Source organism: Mycobacterium sp. NPDC051804, from assembly GCF_044452905.1.
Taxonomy (GTDB): domain Bacteria; phylum Actinomycetota; class Actinomycetes; order Mycobacteriales; family Mycobacteriaceae; genus Mycobacterium.
In genome coordinates, this window is sequence record NZ_JBITCD010000008.1 from 219,728 (window position 1) to 236,277 (window position 16,550).

Sequence of the window (16,550 nt, forward strand, 5' to 3'; positions counted from 1 at the left end):
CGCAGGGTATGCACCGGCTGTTAAATCTGTGTTACGGCGATGAGCGCTTGCGCGAAGAGCAGGTAAAACGAGTGGCTTTCATCCGTCGTTGGCTCAGGCGTCGAGTTCGTAACTCAGCCAGGTCGATTTCGCCGCGCCGATTCCGTCGTACAGCCGTTGCGCCGTCGCGTTGTCCGGCGCCGTCTCCCACACCAATTTCTCGGCACCGCGGTCGCGGCACAGCTGCAGACCACGCTCAATCAGCGCCCGGCCGGTGCCGGTGCCGCGCGCGGCCGACTCCACGTACAGGTCGTTGAGCACGCCGACGCGAGCGGCATACAAGGTCTGCCACGTCCAGTAGATCGTCGCGAAACCCAACGGTGTGCCGTCACCCCGCGCGATCAGCTGCACGCCTTCATCCGGGTTCTCGATGAGCGCGTTCGACAGGGCCAGCAGACGGTCGTCGGACGGATCGACGCGGTAGAAGTCGCAGTAACCGCGCATCATCGGCAACAGCTCCGCCAGGTCCGCAGCCGTGACACCAGTGATGTTTCAGTCGCAACGAGCGCCCCCGGGCGGGACGGTGAGGTCGACCAGATACTTCGCGGCGATGTCATCGACACAGCCCTCACCCTGGAAGCCGACGGTGTGCTGCGTGCCGACGAAGGTGACCAGCGTGCCGCCGAGCTGACGGGCCAGGTCGACGCCCGCCTCGTACGGCGTGGCGGGGTCGTTGGTCGTCGAGATGACCAGGATCGGCGGCAGCCCGTCGACCTTGATCTCGTGTGGCTCGGTCGTCGGCGGAACGGGCCAGAACGCGCATGTGCCCAGCGGCGCGTTTCCGGTGAACTCGCCGTAGCTCATGAACGGCGCCGCCTCACGAGCCCGCCGGTCCTCCTCGACAACCTTGGCGCGGTCCGTAACAGCCGGCTTGTCGACGCAGTTGACCGCCACCCGGACATCGGTCGAGTTGTTGTAGTGACCTTTCTCATCGCGGCCCATGTACAGGTCGGCCAGTGCCAACATCGTGTCGCCCTCGCCCTCCTTGATCTCGGTGAGGGCCTGCGTGAGGTGGCGCCACAGGTTGGGCGAGTACAGCGGCAGGATGGTGCCGACGATCGCATCGGAGTAACTCAGCCCGCGCCGATCACGGGTCTTCAGCGGCTTCTCCACCAGCGGGTCGACCATGCTGCGATAGATGTCGACCGCCTTCGCGGGATCGGTGCCCAGTGGGCAGTCCGCGTTGGTGGCGCAGTCGGCGGCGTAATCGTTGAACGCAGTCTGGAATGCCTTGGCTTGGCGGATGTTGGCCTCGGTGGGGTCGGCGTTGGGGTCGATCGCGCCATCGAGGATCATCGCGCGCACCTTGTCCGGATAGGCCTCCGCGTACAACGCACCGATCCGGGTGCCGTACGAGTAGCCAAGGTAGTTCAGCTTGTCGTCGCCGAGGGCCTGCCGCATCGCGTCGAGATCCTTGACGACGCTGGCGGTTCCGACGTTGGCGAGGAACTCGTCGCCCATCTTGTCGACGCAGCGCTGAACGAACGCCTTGGTTTCCGACTCGATGTGCGCGACACCCTCCGGGCTGTAGTCGACCTGAGGGTCGGCGCGCAGCCGGTCGTTGTCCGCGTCGGAGTTACACCACACCGCAGGCGTGGAGCCCGCGACACCGCGCGGATCGAAACCGACCAGGTCGAACCTTTGGCGAACGCTGTCGGGCAGCAGCGCGAGCATGCTCGTCGCTGCCGCGACGCCCGACTCGCCCGGACCGCCGGGGTTGACGATCAACGAGCCGATCTTCTCCCCGGTCGCCTTGAACCGGATCATCGCCAGGCGGGCGACCTCGCCGTCAGGCTTGGAGTAGTCCACGGGAACGGACAGCATGCCGCACTCGGCGCCGACGGGCGCGGGCTCGCCGTCCGAAGAAGTGTTCTCGCATTCCCCCCACTCGATCGGCGATCCCGGCGGGGGCACCGCGACCACGCCGCGGCCCTCCACGAGATTGGTGCAACCGGCGACCAACAGCATCAACGCCGTCACTTGGACGCCGATCTTCAGGCTCATGGCACCACATGCTGCCATGACCACACATCCGCGCTGGCTAAGCGGCTATCGCGTGGCTATTTCGTGGCAGCGAGCAACTCGTCGAGCGCCGCCTTGAAGTCGTCAGCCATGTCCCACAGATCAGGCAGCAACTCCGGGCACGAAACGATGCCGACGTCCAGGCTGCCGGTCAGCGACATCACCGTGATGTTCAGTCCGGAGCCGTGGAAGATCGGCCCCAGCGGGTACATCGCGTCCACCTTGCAGCCCAGGTAGTACAGCGGAACCTGCGGGCCGGGAACGTTGGACACGACGAGGTTGTGCACCGGCCTGGCGCCGCTCAGCCGGCTGGCGGCGTAGACGCGCATCGCGACACCGAACACCGCGGGTGCCGCGAACTGAGTCCAGTCCTGCAGCAGTGTCGCTCCGATCGCCGAACTGTGTTGTTTGGCAACCGAATTCGAGTCGGCGATGGATTTCAGTCGCTCTGCCGGATCGTCGATCTGGGTTTCCAGCTTGGAGAACATGCCCGACACCTGATTGCGGCCCGGCCGGTCCGACTTGTCGTGCACCGAGACCGGGACCATGGCGACCAACGAGTTCTCCGGCAGCTCGCCGCGGTCATCGAGGAACTTGCGCAGCACGCCGGACACCAGCGCCATCACCACGTCGTTGACCTTGACCCCGAAGTGGTTCTTCACGGTCTTGATGTCCTCGAGGTCCAGCTGGGCGAATGCCACGTTGCGGTGCCCGGTGACGTTGCTGTTCCACGGCGTCTTCGGAGCGACGAACGGCGCCGTCATCGCGTTACCCCCACGCGCCCGCCGGGCGGTGTCCACGACCGTCGCCAGCGTCGACGGCAGCGCGTTGACCAGCTTCAGCGGTCTGGTGACGTATTTGACGGCGCCGGACACCGCGATCTCGAGGGAGCTCGCATCGCCCGTACCGTCCACCGGGTCCGGCGGCGGAGCGTCAGCTTCGGTGCTGCACAGCTGCGACATCAGGTTGGCCCCCGACACCCCGTCGACTCCGGAGTGATGCACCTTGGTCATCACGACGATGCGGCCGCCCTGCTGCGGATCGGTGCCCTCGACGTTCTCGATCACCCACTTCTCCCACAGCGGCCGGTTGCGGTCGAGCTGCAGCGAGGCGATGTGCCCGCAGATCTCGGCCAATTCGCGACGGCCTCCCGGAGCGGGCAACCCGATGCGGTGCAGGTGCCGGTCGACGTCGAAGTCCTTGTCCTCCACCCACACTGGATGGTCGAGGTTGAACCGGCTGTCGGCGAGCTTCTCCCGGAACTGCGGCATCGCCTTGATTCTCAGGTCGAACGCGTCGCGGAAACGGTCGAAGGTGTACCCGCCGGGCATGGTCGACGTGTCGAGCTCGAGGATCGAACACACATGCAGCGGCTGCTGTGCGGTCTCGAGATACAGGAAACTGGCGTCGAGTCCGCTTAACCGTTGCATGCCGCAGATGTTAGGCGTGGCTGAGCGCGGTGTGAGGAAATCCACTCAACGCGCCTTTTAACTTTCGGCACCGAAAGTGGCAGACTGTACAGGTCAGACGAACCCGGGGACCCGGATGGGCCTCGAGGAACGACCAGACCAACCCATGAGGGACAACGATGTCTGAGCAGACTGTCTATGGCGCTGCCGCGGATAAGCCGCGAACCAAGGTACGAACCCTTCACCTGCAGAAGTGGAAATCCGAAGGCCACAAGTGGGCCATGCTGACGGCCTACGACTACTCCAGCGCCCGCGTGTTCGACGACGCAGAGATCCCGGTGCTGCTGGTCGGCGATTCCGCAGCCAACGTGGTCTACGGCTACGACACCACGGTGCCGGTCAGCATCGACGAACTCCTGCCGCTGGTGCGCGGCGTCGTCCGCGGTGCTCCGCACGCGCTGGTGGTCGCCGATATGCCGTTCGGCAGCTATGAAGCGGGCCCGCAGCAGGCGCTGGCCACCGCGATCCGGTTCATGAAGGAGGCGGGCGCGCACGCGGTCAAGCTGGAGGGCGGTGAGCGCGTCGCCGATCAGATCGCGACGCTGACGCAGGCCGGCATCCCCGTGGTGGCCCACATCGGATTCACCCCGCAGAGCGTCAACGGACTAGGCGGATTCCGTGTTCAGGGCCGCGGCGACGCCGCCGAGCAGACCGTCCACGACGCCATCGCGGTCCAGGAAGCCGGCGCCATCGCAGTCGTACTCGAGATGGTGCCCGCCGAACTGGCGACGCAGATCACCGGCAAGTTGACCATCCCCACCATCGGCATCGGCGCCGGACCAAACTGCGATGCGCAGGTGCTGGTGTGGCAGGACATGGCCGGCATGACGAGCGGCAAGACCGCCAAGTTCGTCAAGCGCTTCGGCGACGTCGGTGCCGAATTGGGCCGCGCCGCAAAGCAGTACGCCGACGAGGTGGCCAGCGGAACGTTCCCCGCCGAGGAGCACTCCTTCTAGTTTTCTGCGCGGCTAGGAGAACTCCGGCTTGCGCTTCGCCATGAAGGCATCGACGCCTTCGCGGCCGTCGGCCGAGTTGGCACGTTCGGCGATCAGCCGGCTCTCGAATTCCATCTGCTCTTCGAGCCCGCTGCTGAACGTCGACAGCATCAGCGCCTTCACGCCGCCGTTCGAGCCCGCACAGGTGGCCGCCATCTTCTCGGCCAGCGCGTCGGCGCGGGCGGCCAGTTGGTCGTCGGCGACGACCTCAGTGACCAGACCCCACTGCTGCGCGTCCTGCGCCGAAAGGGTGCGGTTGGTCAGCATCAGCTCCTTGGTCTTGGTGATGCCGATGAGCCGGGGCAGGAAGTAGGACGAGCTGCCGTCCGGCGACAGCCCCACCTTGGTATAGGCCATGGTGAACGACGCCGACTCCGCGGCGAGGACCAGATCGCCCGTTACGGCGATCGAGAACCCCGCTCCGGCGGCAGTGCCGTTGACCGCGGTGATGAGGACGGCGTCCATCCGCGAGAAGCTCGAGATCGCGCGATGCAGGTCATTCGCGACGCCCTTGATGTGCAGTCCGCGATCGGGCGCCGGCGCGAACGACTTGAGGTCGCCTCCGGCGCAGAAGAAGCGACCCGAACCGGTGAGCACGACGACCTTCGTCGCGGCTGTGTCGCAGCGCCGCGCGGCATCGGCGAGCTCGCGAGTCATGGTGTCATTCATCCCGTTTGCGGCGTCGGGCCGGTTCAACGTGATCCGGGTAATCGCATCGGACGGCTCGAACTTGATGGTCTCGTAATCGGTCACCCCTGGACTTTATCGCCGCTATCCAGCGGCTCAAGCGCTCCCCCGGCCTGCTCGTTCAACTGCATGTGGCAGTCTTGCCCGCACCATGGGCAAATCCACTTCGAGGTATCTGGAGGTCGAGCGCAAGTTCGACGTCGTCGACTCCACCGTCTCCCCCTCGTTCGACGGGCTGTCGGCCGTCGCATCGGTGAAACGTTCGCCTGTGCAGGAACTCGACGCCGTCTACTTTGACACCCCTAATCGCGACCTCGCCGCGCACAGCATCACGTTGCGGCGGCGCACCGGCGGCCCTGACGCCGGTTGGCACCTCAAACTGCCGGCAGGCGCCGACGCCCGCACCGAGGTACGCGAGCCGCTGGGCTCCTCGGACGGCTCCGCCCAAGACCAAGTGCCGGAAGCGCTGCGCGACGTCGTGTTGGCCATCGTGCGCGACCGCCCGTTGGCCCCGGTGGCCCGCATCTCGACCGAACGCAGTGTCGACATGCTCTACGGACCCGACGGCGTTGCGCTCGCCGAGTTCTGCGACGACCAAGTCACGGCCACGGCCGGACTGGACGGCCCGAAACAGCAGTGGCGCGAATGGGAGCTCGAGCTCGCCGACGGCGGGGATCGCGACCTCCTAGAGCGGCTGGCGAACAGACTGCTGGACGCCGGCGCCGTACCCGCAGGGCACGGTTCCAAGCTCGCCAGGGTGCTCGAGTCGTCGGCTGAGTCCGAGCCCACGGAGCTGCCCGACGATCCGATCCACCGGGCCGTGGCCGGCCACGTCGACGAGCTGCTGGAGTGGGATCGCGCGGTCCGCGCCGACGTCTACGACTCGGTGCACCAGATGCGGGTTACGACCCGCAAGATCCGCAGCCTGCTGCAGGCGTCCGAGGACGCGTTCGGAATCACCGACGACGCCTGGATCCTCGACGAACTGCGCCAGCTGGCAGCCGTGCTGGGGGTGGCGCGCGACGCCGAGGTGCTCGCCGAGAAGTACGAAAAGGCGCTGGACGACCTGCCCGCAGAATTGATCCGCGGTCCGGTGCGCGAGCGACTGGTCGACGGGGCGAAGAAGCGCTACGCCGCCGGACACCGGCGGTCGCTGATCGCGATGCGCTCGGAACGCTACTTCCGACTGCTCGACGCGCTCGAAGCGTTGGTCGCCACTCCCCCACCACCGCCCCCGTCGGGCGACGAGGAACCCGCGACGCTGACGATCGACGCGGCATACAAGAAGGTTCGTAAAGCAGCCAAGGCTGCCGACGCCGCCGAAACCGACGAGCAGCGCGACGAAGAGCTACACCGAATCCGTAAGCGCGCCAAACGACTTCGTTACACCGCGTCAGCGACCGGTGACGACAAGGTGGCTGATCGTGCGAAGGCCGTTCAGTCGCTGCTCGGCGACCACCAGGACAGCGTCGTCAGCCGGGGGCACCTCAGCAAAGAGGCCGCCACCGCGCACGCCGCCGGCGAGGACACCTTCACCTACGGGGTGCTCTATCAGCTCGAAGACGAAGTCGCGCGCCGGGCAGAAGAGAACCTGGACGCCACGCTCAAGAAGCTGCGCAAGTCGGTGACTTAGACCGTTGCGTGCGCTCCGCGAAGGATGCGGCGCAGCTCCAGCATCGCGTCGTGCAGTTCGGCCCGCACGATTCGTTCGGTGGTGCAGTACTCGGAAGCGATCTGCGCCGTGGTGCGGCCTAGGTAGTACGCCCGGTAGATGAGTGCACGGTGCGGGTTCGACAGCATCGCCATGGCCTGCCGAATCACCCTGCCGTCGGTCATGGCGAGAGCACCGCGTGGGGGTCGAGCACCGAAGGGTGGTCGACCACGTAGTTGAGGATGTGGTCGTGTGCGTTCACGAGGTGGACGCCCGTGAGACGCGCCGTCGTTACGGCGTCCCCGCGTTCGACGGCGGCCAGGATCTCTTCGTGCTCGGAGCCGATGTGCCCGGTCTGGCCGATCACCTCGAGATGCAGGTACACGTAGCGGTCGGTCAGGCGGCGTAGATGCTCGATCAGTTCGATGGTGCGCGGGCGGTTACACCGTCGGTAGACCGCGGCGTGGAACTCGGTGTTGGCCCCCAGCCACGTGCGCGCGTCGGTGGGTTCGGACATGATCGCCAGCTGCTTTCGCATGTAGATGATGTCGGCGCGACCGACGTGCGGTACGGCGATTGCGGTGGTCTTGGGCTCGATTGACAGGCGTAGGTCGTAGAGCTCCTGAAGTTCCTCGATGGACATGCGGGTGACGATCGCGGTGGCGTTGGACAGCGGCTGCACCAGGCCTTCGCCGGCGAGCTGCGCGAGGGCGTCGCGCACCGGGATGCGGCTGACGCCGAACCGCTCGGCGAGGCCGACCTGAGCGAGCTTGGCGCCGGGCGCGACGTCTCCGTGCAGGATCTCGGTCCTGAGCTGCGAGGCGATGCGTGCTGCCGAACTTTCGGATGCCATGGCGTCGTCCTGTCTACGATCTTGAAATCTTGTATACAGACGGTGGCTGTGAGGAAGCATGGAAAGGGCATGGCGTCGGCTGTAAGCCGCAACAAGATGGTTGAGTTCGGTTGCGACGCAATGACAAAGCGGCCTAGAGCTGATGGGTGTTCAGTCGCCGCTCAGCGTCAACTGCTGTCGGTGGTGGTCGTAGTGGCGGCCCGGATACCGGTAAACGTCTGCAAGTGTCATGTAGTCGCGGAAGTAGGGGTCCCAGCGCGGCGGGTAATGCATCCCGCTTTCGAAGGTTGTGGCGTCCTCAACGGCCAGCGACTCTTGAAGTTTGCGGATCACCCGGTTCATTTGCCGGCCCATGCGTCTGCGGTTGAAGACGAGGGCTGCGGCGCAGGACCCGCAGTAATTGACCACATGGAACGACGGGGTAGCCGCGTCCAGCAGTAGCGCAAAGCTGCGACTGACTCGATCGGGCAGTCGCCCGAAGACACGCATGAGGAAGATCAGCCGTCGCACGACCATGTACCCGAACACCATGTGGAATAGCAGCTGTTCGTTAGTCCAGCGAGTCCCTGACGTGGGTCTGTTCCAGTCGGCGTCTTTCGCGGCGGTCAAGAGCCGCTGAAAATCCGTACGAGCGCGTTCGAGGTCGGCTGCAATTGCTGCCCGATCGGTTGGTGGTGTGGCCATCGTTCGCCTCGATCCAAGCGTCGTGAGGCCAGTCTACTGAGGTCAAGGCGCCCAGCTGTGCAGGGCGGATGAGTCGGCCTGTAAGCCGGATTCTGTTATCTGGGCGTTTGCTGCTTTGAGCTGCGTTGGGCGTGTTGTGTAGTCGCACGTCACGGCGTTGGATGAGTTGGTTCACGATGGCCGCTTATGAAACTACTGCGGACGGACTGCGGACGGATACGGCAGCGCAACGTCCAGCCCAAAGAATGTGCGGGTGATACGCCCTCCGGCCTCAGCACGCCCCAGGGCAAACGCTGAAATTCATCCACCAAGCCGTTCTAACCTTCGGCGGAAAACTAAGCGGCTCGATGCTACCGGGGGCTTGCGCGTGTCCAGTGGCGCGGTTTGGTCGGGACCTTCTTAACCCGCTAGCTTCAGACCCGCTTCGACTCGACGAGCTCAGCCGAGCGGTGCAACCGCTGCACACTGCATTTTGGAGTTGCAGTTACCACGGCCATCGGACGTTGCCGCCCCCATCAATGATGTTGTCGATTCCATCGATCACGGTATCAACGCCTCGGCCAACAACGTTAGTAACGGCGTTACCGACCACCCCGACCACCTTGGATCCGAATTCTGCAACTTCAGGGACGACTTCGCGGATCAACTTGCCCGCCGTTCGTCCGACTACCGGGGCCAGTCCAATAACGTCTTCAGCTATATCACCGATCTCGTCAAAAAAATCCTCTGAGTCGCCCGATATGAGTGGCGGCAACGTGGTCGCGAATTGTGCCACGTCGATAACTAGGCTAATCCCGCTGACAACGCTTCCCACGCCGGGAATGAAGCCCACAGTGAAGGCGAAGTTTTCTAAAGTATTTTCAATGCTCTCCCAGTCAATGTCGCTTGGACTGCCACCCGTATTCCCACCCCCGCCAGAATTGGCGACATCGGTATCGATAACCGAGACGGTGCCGTCGGTTTGGTTGACGACGTAGAGGCGGCGACCGTCGGGGCTGACCGCAATGTTTGACGGAGCCAAGCCGACTGCGATGGGTTGCCCGATGACGGCGTTCGTAGTGGTGTTGATCACCGACACGGTGCCGTCGATGTTGTTGACGACGTAAACGCGGCTGCCGTCCGGGCTGACCGCGACGCCTTGAGGTAACGATCCGACTGGGATCGGGCCGCCGACAACGGTGTTGGTGGCGGTGTTGATCACTGTCACCGCGCCTGTATAGCTGTCGTCATTGGTGACGTAAACGCGGCTACCGTCCGGGCTCACGGCGATCCCAAACGCCCCGACGCTGACGGGTATCGGACTGCCGACCACGGTGTTGGCGTCGTTTTCGGCGTTGATCACCGTCACCGACGTACCACCGCCGACGTTGTTGGCCACATAAACGCGCGTACCGTCCGGGCTGACCGCGACGCTCGTCGGCGCACCCGCTTGCGGGTAAAACGAGCCCGGCGGCGATGTGATCGGGATAGGGCTGCCCACGATGGTGTTGTTGTCGGTGTTGATCACGGTCAGCGTGCCGACAACGATGGTACCGCTCGGGACGGCGGCGGCGTGTTTGCTGGTGGCGTATAGCCTGCGTCCGTCCGGGCTGAGCGCGATGCTAGGCGATAGGCCGGGTGCGCCTGCGCCGACTGGGATGGTGCTGACGACGGTGTAGGTGTCGTTTTCGGCGCTCATCACCGTCACTGTGGGAGAACCGTTAGTGCCGTTGGAGGTGGAGACGTACACGCGTTTGCCGTCCGGGCTGACGGCGATACTGCCCGGGCCTGGATTGCTGATTTGGCCGACTGGGATGGGTTGCCCGATAACGGTGTTGGTGGTGGTGTTGATCACCGAAACGGTGCCAGCGTCCGGGTGGGTCACGTAGGCGCGGCTGCCGTCAGGGCTGACGGCGACCCCTCGAGGCCCCTCGCCAACAGGGACGGTGGCGACGGTGGGGTTGGCCGCAGCGGCGGCAGCAGCAATTGGCGTGGACGCTGCCATCGGCGCCGCCAAGAATGTGGAGTCATCGCCCGGATCAAGTTCGAGGCTGGTCGTTGTAGAGGCTAGGGCGGGCGTCATGTCGAGCATGGATTGTTCGATTTCGCGGCGGATCAAATCTAGCCCGCCGAGCAAGGTAGCCCCAGAGATTGGGGCAGCGGGGGTGTTGGTGGCACCCGGATTAAGCCCGACTGCTGCCAGCAGTCCAGAGACGATGCGCACTACCGGCCTGGGCTGGGGTGCGGCCGCAACCTGTTGATAGACAGGGTCGTTATTGGTGATGCTGAATCGGGCAGCATTCCGGAGGTCGCTAGATGTCGGGCTAGGGGTGAGCATGGCGCTGAATTGCTGCGTGTTGTGGCGCAGCGCGACGGTGGCGTCGTCAACCGTGTGCTGAATTTGTGTGAATGCGGTGTAAGTCGTTTCGGTGAACTGTTGCGCCACTCTGGTCATTGATGGAGCCGGCGTATTACTGGTGGCTTGCTGTCGGCGATTCTGTGCTGACTGCCCCGAGGTGAACTGCGAAGCAGAGCCCGCCTCGGCAGGCGAATCGGTCGATGGGTTCTGCTGCTGCACGTTCAACTGCGGATCTGAACTTAGAGCCGGATCCGTTGAGCGGGTTTCTTCTTCAGCAGCCCCGGGCGCGGTGTCGTTCTCATTGCCGGCGCTGTGCGGCCCATGGGTGGAGGTGTGGGCACCACCGGAACTACGCACAATTCCGGTAAGCGTCTTGCGGACATCGTCGGCAGCTCGCTGCACATTACGTTGAATCACCCGGCCGAAGTCGGGGACCTTCCCGTCGGTAGTGGACCCCGGCGCCGATGCGCTCGTAGGAAAACTTTCCGGCTTGGTGTCGATGCCGTTCGTATCACTGTTGTCTTGTTGCGACGACGAATCTCCGTCCTCGGCCCACGCCACCGCAGGACCGGAAGCGATAGCAGTGGCGATCCCCAGCGCCACAGCCAATGCCCCCACTCGACCGACATATTGCGCATACCCCATCACGGACCCCCCCAGTCCTCGGCTCTGCACCGCCACACTAGCTACATGAGTATTGCTTCCGAACAGCTTTGAAGGAATAGGGTGTTTCCCTACTCGTAAATATTGGAAAAAACCCGCTACCAGGCTCAATGCCGCAAATATTTGCGCTCGAAAAGGCACTGACGGTGGGTGCAGCGGTGTTGTCGAATTACCCGCCCGCAAAGTCACATCGCGCCCGCGACGTCGCAAAGCGGACAACATGCAGATCCCCGCGGGTTGACCAACCGCACCGCGTTGCGCACATGGCCGACACCTACGAGCCTTGACGACTCTCAAACGACCGCTGATGGTACCGACCTGGTCTAGCCAACGTTGTACCTGTTGTTCGGCCCGCCCAATTCTCCTATGGGCGGGGCCGTCTATTCTCCGGCATGACGGCGGGCGAATCAGGAATGGCCGACGGCCCCATTTTTTGGTGTTCTCTCAGGATCGGTGCACCGTTGTGGGGTGTGACGCGCCCGCACTAGACCTTGCCGATCGGACAGGAAACTCTCCCTGTTCGCCGGGCACATTCTCGCCGCGCAGCGATTAACGCAGCCCCCACCAGCCGCGAGGCTCTTACCTATGCGGCCACACAGGTGGCCAACGAACAACAGGGGAGAACAGCATGGGTACCACAGCAAGCCGCTGGATTGCGGGCATTGTCATGGCAGCCGGTATTGGCGCAGCGATTGTCGGCGGTGGCGCGGTGGCATCAGCCGACGACACCCGGCAAGATGTCGGAGGCGTGAATACCAATATCCCCAGCGAGCCGCTGCCGCCGCCTACAGAAAAAACTGGCGGTATACGTGGGGGCAATGGAACGAAGCTGCCGAGCACATACGTCAGAAGCAACGACGACCTTAGTGACGACGACAAGAACACACATTGACCGACCGCGTCTCAAAGTGTGCGAGATGGTCCGCCGAGTCGCGTTGGGGGGATTGGCGCCCAACGGACCTGATACCCACTGTGCCGAGCCTGCGCTGGTTCAAAAAGGGGGTTTTCCCCACTGTTCTGGCTGACGTCCTACTCGACGGTTTCGGGTTCGCGCCTCTTCTTTGGGGGCGGGTTCTTGCCGATGAAGTACTTGCGCTAGCAATGGTTTACGTGTGAGCAGGTTTTTCCCGCAGCGGGTGCGGCAACTGCTGTTAGGCATTAGTCGCACTGATAGGGGGCCATCATGGGTAAGCACCGGGCAAGTACGGATCGCAACTTCTCGAGTTTTCACTCGCGCCGTGTTGGCGGAGCGTTGGTAGGGGCAGCGGCGTGCGGTGCCTTGGCGGTGGCGGCTCTGGCCTCGTCACCGACGGCCGGCGCCACCTGCGCTGCAAGCGGGGGGCTATCGGTCGGCGACGGCTGCACCGCGACTCCGGGTTCGACCGCAATTGGAGTCGGGAGAGACGCCAGTGCGACGGCAACCGGTGAGCCCGGCGCTAGAAACATCGCTCTTGCAGTTGGCCCCCGAGCCAGTGCCACCGCAATCGAGGGGAGGAACAACAGCGCGCTCTCCGTCGGCGACGGGACCGGCACGCTCGCGGGACTCGGTGACAACAACCTCGCCATCGCGGTCGGCAACCGAGGCCCTAACCCCGCTTTCCCTGACGGCACACCAACCGGCGCGTCGGCCGGGGGCGGCGACAACAACCGTGCCTTCACATTCGGCCGCGGCAGCCAAGTGATCGCAGGAGGCGGGAACAACAACCGCGGGGTCGTATTCGGCAACGGCAGCCTCGCCGGATCCGGGGGCGAGGGTAATGGCAACCGGGCCTTTACGTTCGGAAACAACAGCCGTACGGATGCGTACGGCACCAACAATCGGGCGACGGTCCTTGGCAGCAACAGCCGCGCTCTTGCACGCGGTGAGAACAATTTCGCCGGGGCGTTCGGTAACAACAGATCCTCAACCGCAATCGGCAGCAACCAGCGGGTTACGGACCCCCCATCGCGAGTGGCGCGGCCTTAGCCGGAGTCACCCGCGCGGGCGGGTATTGGTCCTTCTTTGCCTCGACCCGTACTTGTCGTGCCGGGCGAGGACCCTCATCGCTCCAGCAATTTGAAGTGTAGGGATTCACCCGATTCCTCCGCCCGTATAGTCACCTATTTTCGATGGCGAGGGGAATCCCGGCGGGGGGCCGGGTCACCTCATCCATCAGTCAACCGGTATCGCCGTGGGGCGTAGGGGATCATGAGGCAGGCAGACTACATCGGTCGTGTTGGGGCGCTAGCGGTCGCGTTGGGCATCGGGGTCGGATTGATTTCCGCGCCTGGATTGGCGTTAGCCAAGCCGTCGCCGACCTCCGATACATCCTCGTCTGCGGATTCGGCGGGAAGTGCAGCAGCGAAGCCGGCCAGGGCGCCGAAGCCCGTCAAGAATGTGGCCGTCTCCCGGAACGGCGTGACGGTGAGGCAAAGTGGCACCGCGACTGCTACCTCCGCTCCAGGTTCATCGGCGGTAGCCAGGGGCGCTAACAGTTCTGCCACAGCGACAGGCGGCTCAGGGAATAGGGCAAGGGTGAACGGCGACAACAGCCTCGCGGTCGCGTCCGGCACCAATAACAGGGCCACGGTCAGGGGCAACAACAGCGCCGCCTACGCCGGTTCCAACGGCACCGGCAACACCGGCAACACCGCCACGGTGAACGGCGACAACAGCCTCGCGTCAGCCGGGTCCTTCGGCGACAACAACATCAATAACAGGGCTTCCGCCACGGGCAACGGGACTTATGCATTTGCTGGCGGCGGTCTTCCGTTCATCGATAGGCTCCCTACTGGTCCCGTGACGGACTCCCGGCCCGGCAGCGGCAACGACTACAACACGGCCACCGCCGTAGCTGCCCCCGGTACGGGTGGGGGCCCAGTTGGTGCTGGGAACAGTTCGGTCATCGCCGGTTCCGCAGGAATTAACAATGACGGCAACAGAGCCATTGGTGCCAGCAGTGGTAGCGCGCAAGCCTCGGCGGCGGCTGGCGTCTACGGCGAGAACAACAGCGGCAACACCGCGACCGCTATCGGTACCGGCGATAACAGCTTTGCTTTTGCAGCAGCCGGCGTTGACGGTCGCAATAACGTCGGCAACGCCGCTACCGCCACGAGCACTGGCGATGGCAGCCCAGGCTTTCCGCCCACTTCACAAGCCTTCGCCCAGTCCGGGAACTTCGGCGACAGCAACACCAATAACCGCGCTACCGCCATCAACCGCGGCGACAACAGCTTCACTCACGCACGGGCCGGCAGCAACGGCAATAACAACACCAATAACCGCGCCACCGCCATCACCCTCGACGATTTCCTTCGAACCCTCGCTTACGCGGGCAGCGATGCCGACAACAACAACCGCTATACCGCCACCGCGTTCAACGGCGGCACCGATATCCAACCACCACCAGAAGCTGCAGCACCCTAGCTTTCCGCCAGGGTGGCGCCGTTAGCCTCGATTCGAATCGGAGTGTTCGGCCCCGCCCACACTCTCGTAGTGGGCGGCGCCGGTTTCATGTCTCGATGCTCTTCACCGAGGTGCTCCACGCGAGGGTCGGAGTATCCCTTGGATCGACGAACGTAGTTTCTGGTTCGCCGCACGGATATCGGCCTGGGCGGCTTTAATGCCTGCGCGGTCGCCGCTGCGGATAGCGGCGGTGAGCTTCGCCGTCGCGGCCTTCGTCGCGGCGGCGTGCTCAGCGGTCGCGGCATCTATCTTTTTCTTCACCTGATCAACGACATTGCCGATGCCGGTGCCCGGCCCGGGCGGGTTGGGATTGGTGCCGGGGCCGCCGGGCGGGTTGTTGGGGCCTGGGCCGTTGGGGCCACCTGGCGGAGTAGCGGGTCCTTCGCCTTCGCCGTCGGTGGGCGGGTTATTAGGGCCCTCGCCCTCGCCGCCCTGGGCGGCAGCGACGCCTGCCGGGGTGATGGTGAGCACTGTCCCGCTGACGCCGAGCACTAGGGCGAGGGCGGTCAACACGAGGGCTCCGAGGGTAACGAAGCGATTTATGCGATTCATGAGTTTGTTGCTCCCGTCGTTGAGCGATAAACGTTGACACCTTCCCGGCGGTGGCGGCAGCGGTCGCCACCGTCCAGGAACCTCAGCCGTTCTTGGTCAGCTGGTAGGTGGTAGTTATGCGGTATTTGGGGTCTGGGCAGGCATTCGTGAGAACCAGAGAGTTGTTTAGGGTGGCTGTGCAGGGTTCTCCCACGGGCCTTGATAAAAGGCCGGTCCACGAATCGCCTTGCTGGCGCAAATCGCCTTGAAACCCTTTTTCGCCCAGGACCACATGCGCGCAGTCCGGACCGCACGAAGTCAGCGTCAGTGGGTTTTGTTCCCCGACGGTGTCCATTGGCATCGGGGGGTCACTGATCATGGCAGTCACAGTTGCGGTGTAGGACCCGCTCGGTGGATCTGCCGACGCTGGACTGGCCAACCCGACCCCAGCAATCACAACCGCTGCCACCAAACCGAGCACAGCCTTGTTCATAAGATCCCCCCCTCGACGAAGCTTGAACGCCTTCAAAAGGAGCAGCTACCCCTCTGAACTGCCGAGACAGAGATGAATTTACGTCACGGACAGTATTTACACAGCAAGCACGCAGAAATGCATTCACATTTTCTTGCATAAGGCAGCAAATGATCTTAATTGACCTGGGAAAAACTCTCGGCGACCGTGACACTTTGCATTGATTCAGGGCGCGCAAACATCCGAACCCAAGCCGAGGACAAACAGCCACCGTGTAGCGATGTCGGTGACCGCCGATACGGTCGGCGGCATAAGCAACTCAGCCGCCTGGGCCACGAGCGCGGGCAATAACTTCCGGCAGGTAGCGCGTGAGACGGAGAACCCGACGACCAAACTTCTAGCCGAAGGTTTGACCCACCTCACCGAGGCACTTCGCGAGCTCGACCAGAAGCTCGAGCACATCGATACGCGACTGCGCTCAATGAACAACGTTGCCTAGACTCGTGGTCCTGCATGACCGCCACGATTAGGCCGATGCTGGCCACTCTCGGTGAGCCGCCCGCCCGGTTCGACGGCTGGGCGGTCGAGGCCAAATACGACGGCCAGCTTCACTGAACTTGTCAACCCGATTTGGTGACTGGAGAACTAGCTAGAGAAGTCTTCGAGCAGGCGGCGGCGTAGAAACATCAACTCGCCTCAGG

15 protein-coding genes are annotated in these 16,550 nt (G+C 64.0%); 5 read left to right on the top strand and 10 right to left on the bottom strand.

What is annotated here, in order from left to right:
- Positions 1–93: 93 nt before the first annotated feature.
- From ACIA48_RS29895 to ACIA48_RS29905, 3 genes are read right to left on the bottom strand one after another with little or no spacing between them, the layout of a single operon-like run.
- Positions 94–486, bottom strand: a complete 393-nt coding sequence (locus ACIA48_RS29895) for a GNAT family N-acetyltransferase (protein ID WP_396739867.1) — start codon at positions 484–486, stop codon at positions 94–96.
- Positions 487–531: 45 nt separating this feature from the next.
- The gene (locus ACIA48_RS29900) at positions 532–2,043 is read right to left on the bottom strand and encodes an alpha/beta hydrolase (RefSeq protein ID WP_396739869.1); all 1,512 of its coding nucleotides are present in this window, start codon (positions 2,041–2,043) and stop codon (positions 532–534) included.
- A 56-nt stretch (positions 2,044–2,099) separates the two neighbouring features.
- Positions 2,100–3,491, bottom strand: a complete 1,392-nt coding sequence (locus ACIA48_RS29905; protein ID WP_396739870.1) for a wax ester/triacylglycerol synthase family O-acyltransferase — start codon at positions 3,489–3,491, stop codon at positions 2,100–2,102.
- Between the two features lie 158 nt (positions 3,492–3,649).
- Between ACIA48_RS29905 and panB the strand changes: the two genes are divergently transcribed.
- Positions 3,650–4,486: a 3-methyl-2-oxobutanoate hydroxymethyltransferase gene (gene panB / locus ACIA48_RS29910; RefSeq protein ID WP_396739872.1), complete on the top strand. Its 837-nt coding sequence runs from the start codon at positions 3,650–3,652 to the stop codon at positions 4,484–4,486.
- A 12-nt stretch (positions 4,487–4,498) separates the two neighbouring features.
- Here the strand turns inward: panB and ACIA48_RS29915 are convergent, their stop codons facing one another.
- Positions 4,499–5,278, bottom strand: coding sequence for an enoyl-CoA hydratase/isomerase family protein (locus ACIA48_RS29915; protein ID WP_396739874.1), 780 nt, complete (start codon positions 5,276–5,278; stop codon positions 4,499–4,501).
- Between the two features lie 85 nt (positions 5,279–5,363).
- Here ACIA48_RS29915 and ACIA48_RS29920 point away from each other — a divergent pair, with 85 nt between their 5' ends.
- On the top strand, positions 5,364–6,845 hold the full coding sequence (locus ACIA48_RS29920) for a CYTH and CHAD domain-containing protein (protein ID WP_396739876.1): 1,482 nt from the start codon (positions 5,364–5,366) through the stop codon (positions 6,843–6,845).
- Here the strand turns inward: ACIA48_RS29920 and ACIA48_RS29925 are convergent.
- The 4 genes from ACIA48_RS29925 to ACIA48_RS29940 all read right to left on the bottom strand — a co-directional run bounded on the left by ACIA48_RS29925 (position 6,842) and on the right by ACIA48_RS29940 (position 11,512).
- On the bottom strand, positions 6,842–7,048 hold the full coding sequence (locus ACIA48_RS29925) for a hypothetical protein (RefSeq protein ID WP_396739878.1): 207 nt from the start codon (positions 7,046–7,048) through the stop codon (positions 6,842–6,844). The genes ACIA48_RS29920 and ACIA48_RS29925 overlap by 4 nt on opposite strands.
- A complete protein-coding gene (locus tag ACIA48_RS29930) occupies positions 7,045–7,716 on the bottom strand; it encodes a GntR family transcriptional regulator (RefSeq protein WP_396739880.1) in 672 nt (223 codons plus the stop codon). The genes ACIA48_RS29925 and ACIA48_RS29930 overlap by 4 nt, the downstream gene beginning before the upstream one ends.
- A 150-nt stretch (positions 7,717–7,866) precedes the next feature.
- The gene (locus tag ACIA48_RS29935) at positions 7,867–8,400 is read right to left on the bottom strand and encodes a DinB family protein (protein WP_396739881.1); all 534 of its coding nucleotides are present in this window, start codon (positions 8,398–8,400) and stop codon (positions 7,867–7,869) included.
- Between the two features lie 484 nt (positions 8,401–8,884).
- Positions 8,885–11,512 (bottom strand): beta-propeller fold lactonase family protein, encoded by a 2,628-nt coding sequence (locus ACIA48_RS29940; protein WP_396739883.1) that lies wholly within the window; start codon positions 11,510–11,512, stop codon positions 8,885–8,887.
- 517 nt (positions 11,513–12,029) lie between these two features.
- Here ACIA48_RS29940 and ACIA48_RS29945 point away from each other — a divergent pair.
- Complete coding sequence (locus ACIA48_RS29945; RefSeq protein ID WP_396739885.1) at positions 12,030–12,293, top strand: hypothetical protein; 264 nt, start codon at positions 12,030–12,032, stop codon at positions 12,291–12,293.
- A 1,310-nt stretch (positions 12,294–13,603) separates the two neighbouring features.
- On the opposite strand, the gene ACIA48_RS29950 is transcribed toward ACIA48_RS29945, so the two are convergent.
- Complete coding sequence (locus ACIA48_RS29950) at positions 13,604–13,822, bottom strand: hypothetical protein (protein WP_396739886.1); 219 nt, start codon at positions 13,820–13,822, stop codon at positions 13,604–13,606.
- 94 nt (positions 13,823–13,916) lie between these two features.
- Between ACIA48_RS29950 and ACIA48_RS29955 the strand changes: the two genes are divergently transcribed.
- Positions 13,917–14,807 carry a hypothetical protein gene (locus ACIA48_RS29955; protein WP_396739887.1) on the top strand — a complete coding sequence of 297 codons (891 nt, stop codon included), beginning with the start codon at positions 13,917–13,919 and terminating at the stop codon, positions 14,805–14,807.
- 102 nt (positions 14,808–14,909) lie between these two features.
- Here ACIA48_RS29955 and ACIA48_RS29960 read toward each other — a convergent pair whose 3' ends face one another.
- A complete protein-coding gene (locus ACIA48_RS29960) occupies positions 14,910–15,359 on the bottom strand; it encodes a hypothetical protein (RefSeq protein ID WP_396739889.1) in 450 nt (149 codons plus the stop codon).
- Between the two features lie 770 nt (positions 15,360–16,129).
- Here ACIA48_RS29960 and ACIA48_RS29965 point away from each other — a divergent pair.
- Positions 16,130–16,348, top strand: a complete 219-nt coding sequence (locus ACIA48_RS29965) for a hypothetical protein (protein WP_396739891.1) — start codon at positions 16,130–16,132, stop codon at positions 16,346–16,348.
- Positions 16,349–16,550: the final 202 nt, after the last annotated feature.

What these genes read in the sequence shown, in the direction of transcription:
- ACIA48_RS29935 (WP_396739881.1), bottom strand. Translation starts at nt 8,400, where the DNA reads ATGGCCACACCACCAACCGATCGGGCAGCAATTGCAGCCGACCTCGAA.
- ACIA48_RS29900 (WP_396739869.1), bottom strand. Translation starts at nt 2,043, where the DNA reads ATGAGCCTGAAGATCGGCGTCCAAGTGACGGCGTTGATGCTGTTGGTC.
- ACIA48_RS29945 (WP_396739885.1), top strand. Translation starts at nt 12,030, where the DNA reads ATGGGTACCACAGCAAGCCGCTGGATTGCGGGCATTGTCATGGCAGCC.
- ACIA48_RS29965 (WP_396739891.1), top strand. Translation starts at nt 16,130, where the DNA reads ATGTCGGTGACCGCCGATACGGTCGGCGGCATAAGCAACTCAGCCGCC.
- panB (WP_396739872.1), top strand. Translation starts at nt 3,650, where the DNA reads ATGTCTGAGCAGACTGTCTATGGCGCTGCCGCGGATAAGCCGCGAACC.
- ACIA48_RS29930 (WP_396739880.1), bottom strand. Translation starts at nt 7,716, where the DNA reads ATGGCATCCGAAAGTTCGGCAGCACGCATCGCCTCGCAGCTCAGGACC.
- ACIA48_RS29905 (WP_396739870.1), bottom strand. Translation starts at nt 3,491, where the DNA reads ATGCAACGGTTAAGCGGACTCGACGCCAGTTTCCTGTATCTCGAGACC.
- ACIA48_RS29920 (WP_396739876.1), top strand. Translation starts at nt 5,364, where the DNA reads ATGGGCAAATCCACTTCGAGGTATCTGGAGGTCGAGCGCAAGTTCGAC.
- ACIA48_RS29895 (WP_396739867.1), bottom strand. Translation starts at nt 486, where the DNA reads ATGATGCGCGGTTACTGCGACTTCTACCGCGTCGATCCGTCCGACGAC.
- ACIA48_RS29925 (WP_396739878.1), bottom strand. Translation starts at nt 7,048, where the DNA reads ATGACCGACGGCAGGGTGATTCGGCAGGCCATGGCGATGCTGTCGAAC.